The 14333-nt window shown below is 72.0% G+C and carries 12 protein-coding genes and 2 riboswitches; of the genes, 5 read left to right on the top strand and 7 right to left on the bottom strand.

Annotated features, from left to right (window positions below; genetic code table 11):
- Positions 1-35: 35 nt before the first annotated feature.
- Positions 36-539 carry an HU family DNA-binding protein gene (locus Q9R47_RS21335; RefSeq protein ID WP_311235125.1) on the bottom strand — a complete coding sequence of 168 codons (504 nt, stop codon included), beginning with the start codon at positions 537-539 and terminating at the stop codon, positions 36-38.
- Between the two features lie 301 nt (positions 540-840).
- On the opposite strand from Q9R47_RS21335, the gene Q9R47_RS21330 reads away from it, so the two are divergent.
- Both Q9R47_RS21330 and Q9R47_RS21325 read left to right on the top strand, forming a co-directional pair.
- A complete protein-coding gene (locus Q9R47_RS21330) occupies positions 841-1785 on the top strand; it encodes a PhaM family polyhydroxyalkanoate granule multifunctional regulatory protein (protein WP_311235124.1) in 945 nt (314 codons plus the stop codon).
- A gap of 55 nt (positions 1786-1840) precedes the next feature.
- Positions 1841-3157 carry an FIST N-terminal domain-containing protein gene (locus Q9R47_RS21325; RefSeq protein WP_311235123.1) on the top strand — a complete coding sequence of 439 codons (1317 nt, stop codon included), beginning with the start codon at positions 1841-1843 and terminating at the stop codon, positions 3155-3157.
- 12 nt (positions 3158-3169) lie between these two features.
- On the opposite strand, the gene Q9R47_RS21320 is transcribed toward Q9R47_RS21325, so the two are convergent.
- The 6 genes from Q9R47_RS21320 to Q9R47_RS21295 form a co-directional block, all read right to left on the bottom strand.
- Positions 3170-4567: a D-amino acid dehydrogenase gene (locus Q9R47_RS21320; RefSeq protein ID WP_404977193.1), complete on the bottom strand. Its 1398-nt coding sequence runs from the start codon at positions 4565-4567 to the stop codon at positions 3170-3172.
- A 103-nt stretch (positions 4568-4670) separates the two neighbouring features.
- A riboswitch (glycine riboswitch) is annotated at positions 4671-4779 on the bottom strand.
- Between the two features lie 6 nt (positions 4780-4785).
- A riboswitch (glycine riboswitch) is annotated at positions 4786-4863 on the bottom strand.
- Positions 4864-4932: 69 nt separating this feature from the next.
- Positions 4933-6171, bottom strand: coding sequence for a peroxidase-related enzyme (locus Q9R47_RS21315; protein WP_311235121.1), 1239 nt, complete (start codon positions 6169-6171; stop codon positions 4933-4935).
- A gap of 68 nt (positions 6172-6239) precedes the next feature.
- Complete coding sequence (locus Q9R47_RS21310) at positions 6240-7775, bottom strand: NAD(P)/FAD-dependent oxidoreductase (protein WP_311235120.1); 1536 nt, start codon at positions 7773-7775, stop codon at positions 6240-6242.
- Between the two features lie 219 nt (positions 7776-7994).
- A complete protein-coding gene (locus Q9R47_RS21305) occupies positions 7995-9014 on the bottom strand; it encodes a tripartite tricarboxylate transporter substrate binding protein (RefSeq protein ID WP_311235119.1) in 1020 nt (339 codons plus the stop codon).
- Positions 9015-9211: 197 nt separating this feature from the next.
- Positions 9212-9661: a hypothetical protein gene (locus Q9R47_RS21300; RefSeq protein WP_311235118.1), complete on the bottom strand. Its 450-nt coding sequence runs from the start codon at positions 9659-9661 to the stop codon at positions 9212-9214.
- Positions 9662-9814: 153 nt separating this feature from the next.
- On the bottom strand, positions 9815-10546 hold the full coding sequence (locus tag Q9R47_RS21295; protein ID WP_311235117.1) for a helix-turn-helix transcriptional regulator: 732 nt from the start codon (positions 10544-10546) through the stop codon (positions 9815-9817).
- 141 nt (positions 10547-10687) lie between these two features.
- Here Q9R47_RS21295 and Q9R47_RS21290 point away from each other — a divergent pair, with 141 nt between their 5' ends.
- Genes Q9R47_RS21290 through Q9R47_RS21280 form a run of 3 tightly spaced genes read left to right on the top strand, consistent with a single transcriptional unit; the run spans position 10688 to position 14108 of the window.
- Complete coding sequence (locus Q9R47_RS21290) at positions 10688-11575, top strand: hypothetical protein (RefSeq protein ID WP_311235116.1); 888 nt, start codon at positions 10688-10690, stop codon at positions 11573-11575.
- Between the two features lie 29 nt (positions 11576-11604).
- On the top strand, positions 11605-13563 hold the full coding sequence (locus Q9R47_RS21285; protein ID WP_311235152.1) for an MFS transporter: 1959 nt from the start codon (positions 11605-11607) through the stop codon (positions 13561-13563).
- A gap of 20 nt (positions 13564-13583) precedes the next feature.
- Complete coding sequence (locus tag Q9R47_RS21280; RefSeq protein ID WP_311235115.1) at positions 13584-14108, top strand: hypothetical protein; 525 nt, start codon at positions 13584-13586, stop codon at positions 14106-14108.
- Positions 14109-14333: the final 225 nt, after the last annotated feature.

The raw sequence follows: 14333 nt of genomic DNA, 5'->3' as shown, positions 1-14333 counted from the left end.
CAGCCGCGGCTGCAGGGCTTTCTTTCACGCAGCGATCAGAGCGTTGCGTCCTTGAGCTTCTTCAGCGCGCGGGTCTTGATCTTGACCGAAGCGGGCTTGGCGGGGAACCAGCGCTCTTCGCCCGTGAACGGGTCCTTGCCGAAGCGCTTCTTCTTGGCGGGCACTTGCTGCAGGCCGATCTTCATCAGGCCGGGCAGCGTGAATTCGCCGGAGCCCTTCTTGTGCACGGAGCCGAGGATCGCGGATTCCAGCGCGGCCATCACGGCCTTGGCGGCCTTGGGCTCGACACCGGCCTGCTCGGCCAGGTGGGCGATCAGCGAGGTCTTGGTGAACGTGCCCTTCAGGGGCTTGAGCGCTGCGGGCGCGGCGGCGGTCTTGGCGGCAGCGGCCTTGGGGGCAGCGGCCTTGGGGGTTGCAGCAGCCTTCTTCGCGGGAGCGGCCTTCTTGGCCGGTGCCGATGCCGGAGCCGCGGCCTTCTTCACCGCGGGAGTGGCCGCCTTCTTGGCCGGGGCGGAAGCGGTTTTCTTTGCAGTTGCCATGGTGTCGGTTTTCTCGTGTTGAGTATTGAAGTTCCAGACGGGCTGGTCGGCGGATTCTAGGGCGTTTGCCGGCCCGTGGCGCGGGTTGCACGCGCTTTTGCCGCTGCGCAGGGCCTGCAGCCTCGTTTTCGATGTGGCTCGCGCCGCTGCGCGGTGCCCGCGCGCAATGCCTGAGAAACCCGCGTGGATGCCGGGGATGGCCGCGTTGGAGGGGCCGCGCAATCGCGTTAAGCTGCCGCTACGCACACGCCACGCGTACCCACCCCTTCTTTCGCATCCGCACCGAACGAGGAGCCATGCCATGAGCACCAGCCACACCAGCCCGCCCGCCGGCGACACGTCCCCTTTCGGCTTCGGCCGCTTCGTGCCGGGCTTCGATTTCCTCCAGAACCTGGCCAAGGGCGCCACGGCCGGCATGCCGCAGATGCCCTCGCTCTCGGGCTGGGTGGCGCCCACGATCAGCGTGGAAGAGCTGGAGAAACGCATCGAGGAATTGAAGGCGGTGCAGTTCTGGCTGGACCAGAACTCCCGCGCCCTGAGCGCCACCGTGCAGGCGCTGGAAGTGCAGAAGATGACGCTGGCCACGCTGCAGGGCATGAACGTGGCGATGGGCGATCTCGCCAAGGCGTTCACGCCGCAGCCGCCGTCGCCATCGCAGGACCACCGCGCGCAGGCCGCGCCCGCGCCTGCTCCGGCCCCTGCCGCACAGGCACCCCGGCCCGATCCGTTCGCGCGCCCGCAGGCGGCGCAGGCGCCCTCCGCCGCGCCGTCCGCTCCGGGTGGCGAGCCGGCGGGTGCGCCGGCACAGGGTGCCGCGGGTGCGGGCACCGCCTCCGCGCCCGGCGTGGTGGACCCGATGCAGTGGTGGACCGCGCTCACCAGCCAGTTCCAGCAGATCGCGGCCAATGCGATGAGCGACGTGTCGAAACTGCCCGCGATGGACGCGACGCGCGGCATGGCGGCCGAAGCGCTGAAGACGGCCACCGACATGGCGACGCAGTTCGCGGCGCAGGGCATGCAGGGCATGCAGGAGGCCGCGCGCAAGACCTCCGGTGTGCCGGCCGACTCCGCGCAAGGGAGCCGGGGAGCGGCGGCGCGCGGCGCGAAACGCGCGGCCCCGGAAGGCACGCAGGCCGAGCCGGACGCGCCGCCGGCCACCAAGCCGCGCGCGAAGAAAACGCCGGCCGCGGATGCACCGCCTGCGGCCGGTGCGCGCCGTGCCGCCGGCCCCAGGAACCGTTCCTGAAGGCGCGGCGCATCCGCCCATCTCCCGTCCACGGCCCAATTCCTTTTCCTTCCCCATGAAGCTCTTCCCGAACGGCCACGCCACCCATCCGCAATGGCGCATGGCCGCCGCGCTGGTGCTGGCGCAGCTGCGCGCGCAGATGGCCCTGCCGCACTACGCCAGCGCCCCTGCGCTGGGGCTGGTCTACATCACCGACCATTACGCGGACGAGGCCGAGCCGCTGCTCGACTTCCTGTCCGCCGAACTGCCCGAGGTGACCGACTGGAGCGGCACGGTGGGCGTGGGCGTGGCCGCGAACAACGCGGAGTATTTCGACGAGCCGGCGCTGTCCGTGATGCTGCTGGACCTGCCGGCGGACCGGTTTCGCGTGTTCTCCGGCGTGGCGCCGCTGTCGCGCGGCGGTGCGGCGGGCGGTGGTTTCGTGCCGCACACCGCGCTGGTGCACGCCGACGGCGACACGCCGGACCTCGCCGAACTGATCGCGGAGATGTCGGACCGCACGGAGTCGGGCTACCTGTTCGGCGGCATCGCGGCGAGCCGCGGGCGCAGCGTGCAGTTCGCGGTGGGCGGCGACGGCAACATCGCGGGACAGGGCGCCGCGCGGGGCGTGTTCGGCGGCGGTCTCTCGGGGGTGGCGTTCAGCCGCAACGTGGGCATGCTGTCGCGCGTGACGCAGGGCTGCCAGCCGGTGGCGCCGTTCGCGCGCATCACGCGCGCGCAGGACAACGTGGTGCTCGAACTGGACGGCGAGCCCGCGCTCGACGTGCTGCTGCGCACGCTCGGCATCACGCTGGAGGGCGATCCGCAGCCCGCGCTGCGGGCGCTGCGCGCGACGCTGGCGGGGCTGGTGGACGAGGGCGCGCGGCCCACGGGTCGCACGGGCCACTTCGGGACGGACGTGCGCGTGCGGCACCTCGTGGGGCTCGATCCGATGCGCCAGGGCGTGGCGCTCGCCGACAAGGTGGAAGAGGGCATGCAGCTCGCGTTCTGCCAGCGCAACGTGGCGGCGGCGCGCGCCGACCTGATGCGCATCTGCGCGGAGATCCGCGAAGAGCTGGCGCCGGAGGCGGAGCCGGCCGCGCCGCCGCCGCTGGCCGGCAGCGAGCGCGCGGCGCTCATGCAGGCGCTGGCGAATGCCACCGACGGCATGCCCGAGCGCACGATCGCGGGCGCGATCTACGTGAGCTGCTCGGGCCGCGGCGGCCCGCATTTCGGCGGGCCGGGGGCCGAGCTGCAGATCGTGCGGCACGCCCTGGGCGACGTGCCGCTGGTGGGGTTCTTCGCCGGCGGCGAGATCGCCCACCACCGGCTCTACGGCTACACGGGCGTGCTCACCGTGTTCACCTGCGACGGCCTGCCCGCCAGCCGCTGACCCGCCGGCCCCTCAGGCCAGCGCCGGCACGGCGGCGGTGCCGCGCGGCATGCCGGTGAAGGCGAAATCGACCTCGGGCACGAGGCCGCTCACGATGTCGGCGATCGCGCGGCCGGAACCGCAGGCATGCGTCCAGCCGAGCGTGCCGTGGCCGGTGTTGAGAAACAGGTTGGGCAGCTTGGTGCGTCCGATCAGCGGCACGTTGCTCGGCGTCGCAGGGCGCAGGCCGGACCAGAACCGCGCCTGCGCGGTGTCGCCCGCGCCGGGGAAGAGCTGCTCCACGCGCCGCACGATGGCCTCGCAGCGCACCGGGTTCAGGTCGCGGCCGTAGCCGTTCAGTTCGGCCGTCCCGGCGATGCGCATCACGTCGCGCGCCGGCTGGCCATCCTGCGCGGGGCGCGTGTAGCGCGAGAAGACCAGCTTGTATTCGTCGTCCGTCAGGCTCACCTCGTAGGCCGCGGCGGGGTCGCGCACCGGGATCGTGGCCGAATAGCCCTTGGCCGGGTAGATCGGCAGGCGCAGGCCCAGCGGCTCCGCCAGCAGCGGGCTGAACGAGCCCATGGCGAGCACGTAGGCGTCGCTGCGCACGCGCTCGTAGCGGCCTTCTGCGTCGGTGATCTCGACATGGTCGATGGCGCCGCCCGCGGTGCGCAGCGCGGTGACGTGGCAGCCCATGCGGAAGCGCACGCCATGGGCTTCGGCGACCTGCGCCAGCGCGCGCGTGAAGGCATTGGCGTCGCCCGATTCGTCCTCGGCCGTGTAGGTGGCGCCGGCCAGCCGGGGGCGGATGGCGGCGAGGGCCGGCTCCAGCCGCACGGCCTCGTCGGCGCTGACCACGCGGCGCTCGCAGCCGAGCGCGCGCATCTGCTCTGCGGGTGCGAGGGCGGCGTCGAACTCTTTCTGGCTGGTGTAGAAGTGCAGGATACCCTGCGTGCGCTGGTCGTACTGCAGGCCCATGTCGCGGCGCAGCTGCTGCAGCGTGGCGCGGCTGTAGGTGCCCAGGCGCACGATCTGCTCGATGTTGTGGCGCGTGCGCGCCGGCGTGCATTCGCGCAGGAACTGCAGGCCCCAGAGCCACTGTCGTGCATCCGCGCGCAGGCGGAACAGCAGCGGGGCATCTTCCTTGCCCAGCCACTGCAGCAGCTTCAGCGGAGCGCCGGGATTGGCCCAGGGCTCGGCGTGGCTCACCGAGATCTGCCCGCCGTTGGCGAAGCTGGTTTCCGCGCCGGGCGTGGCTTGGCGGTCGATGACGGTCACTTCGTGGCCGAGCTGGCGCAGGAAATGGGCGGAGGTGGTGCCGAGCAGGCCGGCGCCGAGGACGGTAACGCGCATGGTTCGAATGCCTTTCCATGCGGACCGGACCACGGCGGCAGGAACACGCCGCACGGCGATGCCGCGCGAGGCTCCCATGCCGCGGGCGGGCCCGCATCGGGGGGCCGGGCCCTGCGGCGGCGGGTGCTGGGGTGCGTGCCATCGGATGGCGAACAGCAACCTATGGCCGCAAGGCCTGGCTGCCGCTCCCCCTGTCCTCGGTACCTGAGAGATTCACCCTGCGCGACCGCCGCGCGGGGTTTGCTCCTTCGGTGCGCCACGTGGCGTGGCGGCTCTCCAGACGGCTGTGTGGTGGTGCAGTACGGGACCTGAGCGTGTATGGGAGTTTGCGCCTTCGGTGGAACGTCGGCGGTGCCGGCCGTTCGCTCTCCTGCGGGGCGGATCGTAACAGCGAAGCCGCGCGGCGCAAAGCAAAAGCGCCTGGACGCCGCGGCGGCGGGCCGTCAGCCGGCGGATGGGAAGACGGCTTCGCCGAGGTTCAGCATCAGCCGGTTGGCCCAGGCGAACAGCGCGGCGGCGTGCAGCGCGTCGAGGATTTCCAGGTCCGACAGGCCCGCGGCGCGCAGCGGGGCCAGGTGCTGCGGACCGAAGCCGCCGGGCGTGCGCGTGAGCGCGGCGCTGGCCTGCACGATGGCGCGCTCGCGCGGGTTCGTGCCGGCGGTGTCGGGGTCTTCGAAGATCTGCGCCATCACGTCGTTGCGCTTGGCCAGTTGCTCGAAGCGCTGCGCATGCACCGAGGCGCAGTACACGCAGCCGTTCACGCGCGACACCACGGTGCTGGCCACCTCGCGCTCCGCGCGGTTCAGGCCGCCGGGCGCGTACATGATCGCGTTGAAGGCCTGCGAGCGCTCGGACAGCACCTGGGGCTGGTGCACCAGCAGCAGGTAGAAATCCGATGTGCGGGCCTTGGGGTGGCTGAGGTCGAGTACCGCCTGTTGTTCGGTGCTGGCCTGCTGCGGATCGACCACGGGCAGCCAGGCCTTCCAGTCCAGCGTCTCGCTCGTGTAGCCCGCCACGCGCAGCGGCTGGCCGGGCGGGGGCAGGTTGGCGGGATGGACGAAGGGGGCGTCGCTGGCGAACGGCGCGGACGTCGACGTGCCCGGGTCGCCGCTCGCCTCGGGGGCGTGCAGGGCATCGAGGGCGGCCACGCCGGCCACCACGCGCAGCTGGTAGGTCACGAAGCCCACGAGCTGCGCGATGAGGACGGCATCCGGCGTGGAGAGGCCCGCGGCCGGCAGCGCGAGCAGTGCATCGCGGTCGCTGCGTGCGGGCTCCAGAGCCAGCGTGCGTGCGAAGCGCGCGGCGGCCTGCAGGCGCGGCTCTGCATCGCCGAAGCCCGGGATGCCGGCCACGTCGCTGGCTTCGCCGGTGTCGTCCAGCAGGGCCTGCAGCGCGGGTGGCACGGGGGCGCCGGCCGTTTCCAGGCGGGTGCGGTAGTGCGCGGCCAGGGCCGGCACGCCGCTCACGCGCGCCACGTCGTGCGCGATCGCCAGCCGCTCGGCCGGAGTGAAGGCGCCGGGCAGGGTGCCGGCGAAGAGCGCTTCCTCGCAGGCCTGCGTGGCCGTGGCGACTTTGTCGCGCTCGTGGCGTACCGCATAGGCGGAGCGGCCCGGCGCCAGGCCGGCGGCCTGGTCGATGGTGTCGTGGGAGGGTGGGGGTGCAATAGTGCTCGGCGTGGTCATGTCGTGGGAGGGGGAATGCGGTCGTTGAGGAAGGCACCGCGCTCGCGGTGCCGCGTCGGGCCCGGGTGTCAGCGGGCGGGGGCGGCAGTGGAGCCGGAAGGCGCTGGCGCGGAAGAGGAGGGCGCAGCCGCGCCCGCCGGCGCGATGACGCGCTGCGCGGTGTCCGCGGGCGTCCACTCGTCGCCCAGCAGTTCGGGCTCGGCATAGGCCTGCAGCGCCGCGAAATGGTGCTCCACGTCCTCGCGGTAGAACAGGCCTGCGAGCCCGCCGGCCAGGCGCCGTGCGCCGTCGCTGATGGCGGGGATGTCGCCCGAGATGGTGCCGTGCGAGAGCGCGGCGGGGTAGCAGAAGCAGTGGATGCGGTCCAGGCCCGGGCAGTCGCCGGGCACCTTCTCCTGGAACTCGAACAGCGGCCCCAGGTCCGGCGAGTCGCGCAGTTCCGCGTCCTCCTCGCCGGGCGGCGGCGTGTAGCGCGTGCCCCAGGTGCGCACGTGCGGCGCGATGGCAGTGAACTCGGGCTTTTGCTGCCAGTCGATCGCGAAGCCGGTGGAGAGGATCAGGAAGTCGAACGCGAAGGTGCCGCGCGCGGTGTCCACGTGCAGCGCCTCGGGCGTGTCGTGCACGCGCTGCACGGCGCAGCCGAAGTGGAAGAAGGCATTCGGATGCCGCGACACGCGCAGCGTGCTGCCGTGCGGCGGCGGCACCTGCTGGGCGCCGATGTAGTGGCGCAGCCGCCATTTCCAGACGTCGGGCAGCAGGGAATGGCCGTGCACGAGGCCGGGCACGCCGGAGCCCTTGGACTTGTTGATGCGCGGCATTTCGGCGCGGCGCGCGATCAGGTCCACGCTGGCCGCGCCGTTCTCGAGCGCGGTGGCGGCGCTGTCCATGGCCGAGGAGCCCATGCCGATCACGCCCACGCGCAGGCCCTGCAGCGTGCGGTAATCGAGCACGTCGGACGAGTGCGCCCAGCGCGTGCGCGGCACGCCCTCCATGAAGGCCGGAATCTGCGGACCGCCGAGGCCGTCGCGCCCGGTGGCCAGCACCACGCGGCGCGCGAACCAGGTCGTGGCGGTGTCGGCGCCATCCGCGCGCACGTCCACCTCGACCAGCCCGTCGGCCCGCGGGCGCAGTGCGGTCACGGCATGGCCGTTGCGCACGTCGGCCCGCGTCACGCGGCGGTACCAGCGCAGGTAGTCCATCCACTGCAGGCGCGGGATCTTGTCGAGCGCGGACCAGGCCGCGTCGCCCCACTGCGCCTCGAACCACGCGCGGAAGGTGAGCGACGGCACGCCCAGCGCCGGGCCGGTGAGCTCCTTGGGCGAGCGCAGCGTCTCCATGCGCGCCGTGGTGGCCCAGGGGCCTTCGTGGTCCGCCGGCGCACGGTCCAGCAGCACCGCCGCGATGCCCTGCTGCGCCAGCGCCATGCTCGCGGCCAGGCCCGCCTGGCCCGCGCCGATGATGAGCACGTCCACCACCGGCCGCCCGCCGTGCATGCGCTGCGGCAGCCACGGCTTCGCGTGCCAGTTCAGGGTCAGCAGATCGTGCTGCAGCCGTTGTTCCAGCGCGGCCAGCCCGGCCGCGCCCAGAGAAGAAGAAAGAGCCATGGGAAAGATTGTTGCAGGAGGCAGCGAGGCGTTGAGGCCGCGCGATGGAATGCCATGACAACGCAAGCGCCTCGTCAAGGCATTGAAAACCGGCGCGGCCCAAGACCAGTAACCCCCGCGGAACTGGCTCCGCCAGGCCGCAGGGGGTGCCCCCCTTCCCGAGGCGCGCAGCGCCACGAGAGAAGGGGGGAGCGGCAAAGCCGCTCAGGGGGTTGATCCCTAGTCAACGCTGATCTTCGCGTCCTTCACCACCTGCGCCCATTTCGCGCGGTCCTGGTGCACCGTCCGGGCGAATTGTTCCGGCGTCTCGATGCGCACGGTGTTGCCCTGCGATTCGAAGCGCTGGCGCACCTCGGGCTGCTCCAGCACCTCGCGCAGGGCGGTGTTCAGCTTGTGCACGATGGCCGGGTCGGTGCCCTTGGGCGCGAAGATGCCGAACCAGATCGAGCTGTCGAAGCCCTGGGTGCCGGGCAGGCCGCTCGCGGCGATCGGCGGCACCTCCTTCACCGCGGCCACCGGCTTCGCGGTGGTCACGCCCAGCAGGCGCACCTTGCCGGCCTTGTAGTGCGGCAGCACGGTCTGCACCTGGTTCATGATGCAGCAGGTCTCTCCGCGCACCACCGACGTGATGGCTTCCGGGCCGCCCTTGTAGGGCACGTGCACCATGTTCAGGCCCAGGCGCGCGTTGAATTCGGCGAACGCCATGTGCGTGCCGGCGCCGTTGCCGGTCGAGGCGTAGTTGTACTTGCCGGGGTTCGCCTTCACGATGTCGACGAATTCCTTCAGCGTCTTCGCGTCGATCACGTTCGGGTTGATGGTGAGCACGTTCGAGACGTCGATGAGCGTGCCCACGGGCGCGAAGTCGGCCTCCACGTCGAACGGCAGCTTCTTGTAGAGCGCGGCATTGCTGCCGTGCGTGGCCGCCGTGCCGAAGGCGAGGGTGTAGCCGTCGGGTTTGGCGCGGGCGACGTACTCGCTGGCGATGTTGCCGGCCGCGCCGGACTTGTAGTCGATGATGACCGGCTGGCCCAGCTTCTGGCTGAGCGGCTCCTGCACGGAGCGCGCCACCACGTCCACGCCCGAGCCGGCCGGGAAGCCCATGATGAGCGTGACGGGCTGGCGCGGCCAGTCGGCGGCGCCGTGCGGATCGGCGGCCAGGGCCGGGGAGGCAGCGGTCCAGGCCGCGGCGGCGAGCGCGGCGGCACCCAGCCAGGAGAAGGAATCGGAAAGACGGCGCATGTGCGAAGGGTTCCAGATAAGCAACAGGAGCCCTGCCTCGGCAGGACCGCCCGGGTGGGCCGGCCTGCTGCCAAGCAAGGAATGCGCCATTGTGGGCAAGCCTTCATGCCCGCCCGCCTATATGGTTATGGGGTCCGGCGCGCCTCCGGGGCCTGTCGCAGGGGCCGCGCGAGGCCCCCGTGCGGGGCGTCCTTCGCTCAGTAGCGGTAGGGATCGTTCGGGCGGCGGTCCTGGCGGTTCGGCACGCCGTCGCCGTCGCGGTCCCAGCCGCCGCGGCGCATCTCCCAGCCGCCGCGGCGCATCTCCCAGCGGTTGCCGTGCTGCTGCCAGCCGGGCTGCCGGTAGGCGTAGCCCGGCCGTGCGCGCAGCCACTGGCCCGGCACCCAGACGTGGCCGTGGCCGCGCCATTCCCAGTGGCCCTGTTCCCAGACCATGCCGCGGCGCGGCGGCGGCACGCGTTCGTGGCGCGGCGGGGGAGGCGGGGACCAGCGCTGCACCGCCACCGGCAGGGGCGGAACGTACTGCGGCCCGGATTGCACGATCACGGTGGCGCTGGTGGCGGCCTGCGCGGTGGCGGTCACCGCGCCCATGGACGCGGCCAGCGCGAGCGAGGCGGCGGAGAGGGAAAGGGCCTTGCGGGTGGTCATGGGAGGTCTCCTGGTAGCTGCGAAGGGGCTTGTCCTCAAGCCCATGGAGACATCGTCGCGGCCCTGCGTCAAGGCCATGTCGCTCCCGTGTCGCCGCCGTGCGAAGCTGTGTGTGCAGGTGTGTCGCGCCGGCCTCCACGGCCACGGGTGCCCTCAGCGCCGCATCGCGGTGAACGCCTCGAACTCCCAGCGGCGCATGGCCAGGAGCACGGTGTAGCCCTCGCGCTCGCCTTCGGGCATGCGCTGGTCGGCCAAATGCTGCTGCGCGAAGTCGTGCGCCACCCGCTGCAGCCGCTCCTGGAAGGCCGGTGCGAGGCTGCGGCCGATCGCGCCATGCACCATGAGCACGCCTTCGCCGGGCCCGTCGAAGCCGCCCGCGAAGTAGTCGAGCAGGGCATGGTCGCGGAAGTAGTGCATCACCGGGCCGTGCGCGCGCCAGCGGAAGGTCTTGGCGAGCTTGAGCCGGTAGCGGTTGAGCGGGCGCAGCTCGATGATGCCGATGCGGTCGAGCTGCGCCAGGTATTTCACGCCTTCCGCGTCCGAGAGCCGGTAGGTGCCGAGGATCTGCTCCAGCGTCCACTGGCTCAGCACGCAGATCGCCATGAGCAGCAGCTTCTTGTCGGCCACCACGGCGCGTTCCTGCTCCAGCGAGAGCTGGTCGAGCAGCGGCTGGCTGTCGGCCACGCGGCGCGCGAGGTCCGCGAAATCCAGCCGCAGCGCGCGGCAGATGGCGTCGATGCGCGACAGCGGCATGTCGCCGCGCGCCAGCATGCGCTTGACGCTGGACTCGGCCATGCCGAGGGCCTGCGCGAGGTCGGCATACGTCATGTGCGCGGCCTTGAGTTCCTTCTTCAAGGCGACGACGAGATCGGCGGTGGTGCTCATGGTATCGATTATGGATACTGGAAGTGGCCGTGGGGAGGCTTGGTGGCATTGCGCGATGCTGCTGGAGGGGCGCGGCATGAGACTGCCGCCCAAGGCCCGCAGCTGCCGGCCCGGCCCTTTCCACCTACCCTGCTGATCGCCATGGAACACCTTTCAGACACCCCGCCCCGGGCCTTCCGCCTGCGCCCCTCGCGGCCCGAAGCCGCGCTCTGCGCCGCGCTGCTGGCCTGCCTGGCCCTCGCGCTGGCGGGCCCCACCGTGCTGCCCGGGCCGCAGGCCCATGCCTATGCGGACCAGCGCACGCTCTGGGGCCTGCCGCACGCCCTGGACGTGCTCACCAACCTGCCATTCGCGGTGCTGGGAGGCTGCGGGCTGGCACGGCTGGCGGCGCGGTGGCGGGAGGGTGCGCTGCGTGCGGCCACCGCCCGGGCCGCGGGCACGTTCTTCGCGGGGCTGCTGCTCACCGCCGCGGGCTCGGCCCTCTACCACTGGCAGCCGCACGGCATCACGCTGCTGGCGGACCGCGCGGGCATGCTCGTGGCCTTCGCCGGCATGCTGGCGCTCGCGGTGGACGAGCGCATCGGCGCCCGGGCCGCGGCGCTCGCCGCCGTGGCGGTGCTGGCTGGCGGCTGGGCGGCGCTGCGCACCTGGGGCATCACGGGCGACCAGTGGCCCTGGGCGGTGCTGCAGGGCGGCGGCATGCTGCTCCTGCTCGCGCTGGCCGCCGATGCAGGGCGGAGCCGGCGTGCCGGCCACGCGCCGCTGCCGGGGCGCCTGGGCGTCTCGCTGGCCGCGGTGACCGGCTGGTATGCATTGGCCAAGCTGCTGGAGGCGGGCGACGCGGCGGTGTTCACGGCCACCGGCCACCTCGTGTCCGGCCACAGCCTCAAGCACCTGGCCGCGGCGATGTCGGCCTGGCCGGTGCTGTCGGCGCTGGCGCCCGGGCGCTATTTCGCGCGCTGCGAACGCGGCACGCCCTGGCGCCGCGGCCGCGAAGGCACAATGCCCGCCGGTACGAAGACGCAATGAACCGATTCGACACATCCCAGGAGCAGGGCATGAGCCAGGAGCAGATCCGCAGGGCGGCGACGACAGAGGTTCCCACGGCCGCAGACGGCGGACACGGAGACCATCCCAACCAGTTCGCGCTGCTGCGCCAGCGGCGGTTCGCACCGTTCTTCTGGACGCAGTTCGCGGGCGCGGCGAACGACAACCTCTTCAAGTTCGCCTTCACCGTGATGGTGACCTACCAGCTGAGCGTGTCGTGGATGCCGCCGTCCATGGCGGGGCTGGTGATCGGCGCGCTGTTCATCCTGCCGTTCCTGCTGTTCTCGGCCACGTCCGGCCAGCTCACCGACAAGATCGACAAGACGCGGATGATCCGCTTCGTGAAGAACCTCGAGATCGCCATCATGCTGGTGGCGGCCTGGGGCTTCGTGGCGTCGAGCCCCGTGGTGCTGCTGGCCTGCACCTTCCTGATGGGGCTGCACTCCACGCTGTTCGGCCCGGTGAAGTTCGCCTACCTGCCCCAGGTGCTGTCCGAACGCGAGCTGACGGGCGGCAACGGCATGGTGGAGATGGGCACCTTCGTCGCGATCCTGCTCGGGCAGGTGGCGGGCGGGCTGCTGGTGGCGGTGCCCGGCGTGGGCCATGCCTGGGTGGCGGCCTGCTGCGTGCTGCTCGCGCTCGCGGGCCGGCTGGTGGCGCAGTTCATCCCGAGCGCGCCGGCCACCGATCCGGGCCTGGTCATCCACTGGAACCCCGTCACCGAGACGTGGCGCAACCTGAAGCTCGCGCACGGCAACGTGGTGGTGTTCCGCTCGCTGCTCGGCATCAGCTGGATGTGGTTCTTCGGCGCGGTGTTCCTGTCGCAGTTCCCGAGCTTCGCCAAGGAGGTGCTGCACGGCGACGAACACGTGGCCTCGCTGCTGCTGGTGGTGTTCTCGGTGGGCATCGGCATCGGCTCGCTGCTGTGCGAGGTGCTCTCGCGCCGGCACGTCGAGGTGGGCCTGGTGCCGCTCGGCGCGATCGGCATGAGCGTGTTCGCCGTCGACCTGTACTTCGCCTCGCGCGGCCTGCCGGCGGTGCCCGCGATGGGCCTCTCCGCGTTCCTGGCGCAGCCCGCGCACTGGCGCGTGATGGCCGACCTGCTGCTGCTGTCGCTGTTCGCCGGGCTCTACAGCGTGCCGATGTACGCGCTCATCCAGATGCGCAGCCAGCCCACGCACCGCGCGCGCATCATCGCGGCCAACAACATCCTGAACGCGCTCTTCATGATCGCCAGTTCGGTGATCGCCGGCGCGCTGCTGTCGGCCGGCTGGAGCGTGCCCCAGGTGTTCCTCTTCACCGGCATCGCCAACGCGCTGGTGGCGGGCTACATCTTCCTGATCGTGCCGGAATACCTGCTGCGCTTCGTGGCCTGGGTGCTCTCGCGGCTGGTGTACCGCTTCCGCGTGACGGGCGACGCGCACATTCCCGCGCAGGGCGCGGCGGTGCTCGTCTGCAACCACGTGAGCTTCGTCGATGCGGTGCTGCTCATGGCGGCGAGCCCCCGGCCGATCCGTTTCGTCATGGACCACCGCATCTTCCGCGTCCCCGTGCTGGGCTGGCTGTTCCGGCTCGCCAAGGCGATCCCGATCGCACCGCAGAAGGAGGACCCGGCCGTCTACGAGGCCGCGTTCGAGCGCGCCGCGCAGGTGCTGAAAGAGGGCGACCTGCTCGCGATCTTCCCCGAGGGCGGCATCACGCGCGACGGGCGGCTGCAGCCCTTCAAGGGCGGCATCATGAAGATCCTGGAGCGCGCGGCGGACGACGGCCTGCGGCCTCCGGTGGTGCCCGTGGCGCTCACCAACCTGTGGGGATCGTTCTTCAGCCGGGTGGAGGGCACGGCGATGGCGCGGCCGTTCCGCCGGGGCTTCTTCAACCGCGTGGGCCTGCACGTGGGCGCGCCCATGCAACCCGAGGCGGTGCAGCCCGAGGCGCTGCAGGCGCGCGTGGCGCAACTGCTGGCCCGCTGATGGCCGCCGGGGAGCAACCCATGCACACGGACCCTTCCGCGGACCCGGACCACGCGGCATTGGCGCCGCGCATCATGGACTTCCTGCGCGGCATCGGGCTGCCGGTGCGCGAGGCGCCGCTGCCTGAGGGCTCCTTCCTGCCCGGTGTGCGCATCGAGCGCGGCGGGCTCTGCGTGGACCGTGCGCGGCTGCGGTGGCCCGGCGATCTGCTGCACGAGGCGGGCCATCTGGCGGTGGTGCCCGCCGCGCTGCGCGTGGGGATGGACGATGCGCTGCAGGAACTGCCGGCCGTGGAGCACGGCGGCGAGATCGAGGCCACGGCCTGGGCCTGGGCCGCGTCCTGCCATCTGGGGCTCGATCCCGCCGTGCTGTTCCACGACGGCGGCTACCACGGCCAGGCGCAGAGCCTGCGCTTCACCTTCGGCATGGGCGTCTACCTCGGTCTGGCGGGCCTGGAGGCCTCCGGAATGGCGCTGGGGCCGTCGCAGGCCCAGGCCCTGGGCCGCGAGTCCTATCCGTGCATGCAGGTCTGGCTGCGTCCCTGAGCGGGGCGGGCTTTCAGACGCTCAGAAAGTTTCCCAGTCGTCCTGCGGCCCCTTGCCCGCAGTGGCCGTGGCCGCCAGGCGGGGCGCGGATGGGGATGGGGATGGGGATGGGGATGGGGATGGGGATGGGGATGGGGATGCCGATGCGGCAGTCGCGGTCGCTGGCTTCTTCTGCGGGGCCGGCGCAGGCCGCGGAGCGGGTGGGGCGCTGGAAAGGCCGCGGGC

The sequence above is a fragment of the Acidovorax sp. PRC11 genome, assembly GCF_031844105.1.
Lineage (GTDB): Bacteria > Pseudomonadota > Gammaproteobacteria > Burkholderiales > Burkholderiaceae_C > Paracidovorax.
This window is presented reverse-complemented; position numbering and strand designations above follow the sequence as displayed.

Excerpts from the sequence above, each read along its gene's own strand:
- Q9R47_RS21335 (WP_311235125.1), bottom strand. The coding sequence starts at position 539 with ATGGCAACTGCAAAGAAAACCGCTTCCGCCCCGGCCAAGAAGGCGGCC.
- Q9R47_RS21330 (WP_311235124.1), top strand. The coding sequence starts at position 841 with ATGAGCACCAGCCACACCAGCCCGCCCGCCGGCGACACGTCCCCTTTC.
- Q9R47_RS21325 (WP_311235123.1), top strand. The coding sequence starts at position 1,841 with ATGAAGCTCTTCCCGAACGGCCACGCCACCCATCCGCAATGGCGCATG.
- Q9R47_RS21320 (WP_404977193.1), bottom strand. The coding sequence starts at position 4,567 with ATGGGAGCCTCGCGCGGCATCGCCGTGCGGCGTGTTCCTGCCGCCGTG.
- Q9R47_RS21315 (WP_311235121.1), bottom strand. The coding sequence starts at position 6,171 with ATGACCACGCCGAGCACTATTGCACCCCCACCCTCCCACGACACCATC.
- Q9R47_RS21310 (WP_311235120.1), bottom strand. The coding sequence starts at position 7,775 with ATGGCTCTTTCTTCTTCTCTGGGCGCGGCCGGGCTGGCCGCGCTGGAA.
- Q9R47_RS21305 (WP_311235119.1), bottom strand. The coding sequence starts at position 9,014 with ATGCGCCGTCTTTCCGATTCCTTCTCCTGGCTGGGTGCCGCCGCGCTC.
- Q9R47_RS21300 (WP_311235118.1), bottom strand. The coding sequence starts at position 9,661 with ATGACCACCCGCAAGGCCCTTTCCCTCTCCGCCGCCTCGCTCGCGCTG.
- Q9R47_RS21295 (WP_311235117.1), bottom strand. The coding sequence starts at position 10,546 with ATGAGCACCACCGCCGATCTCGTCGTCGCCTTGAAGAAGGAACTCAAG.
- Q9R47_RS21290 (WP_311235116.1), top strand. The coding sequence starts at position 10,688 with ATGGAACACCTTTCAGACACCCCGCCCCGGGCCTTCCGCCTGCGCCCC.
- Q9R47_RS21285 (WP_311235152.1), top strand. The coding sequence starts at position 11,605 with ATGAGCCAGGAGCAGATCCGCAGGGCGGCGACGACAGAGGTTCCCACG.
- Q9R47_RS21280 (WP_311235115.1), top strand. The coding sequence starts at position 13,584 with ATGCACACGGACCCTTCCGCGGACCCGGACCACGCGGCATTGGCGCCG.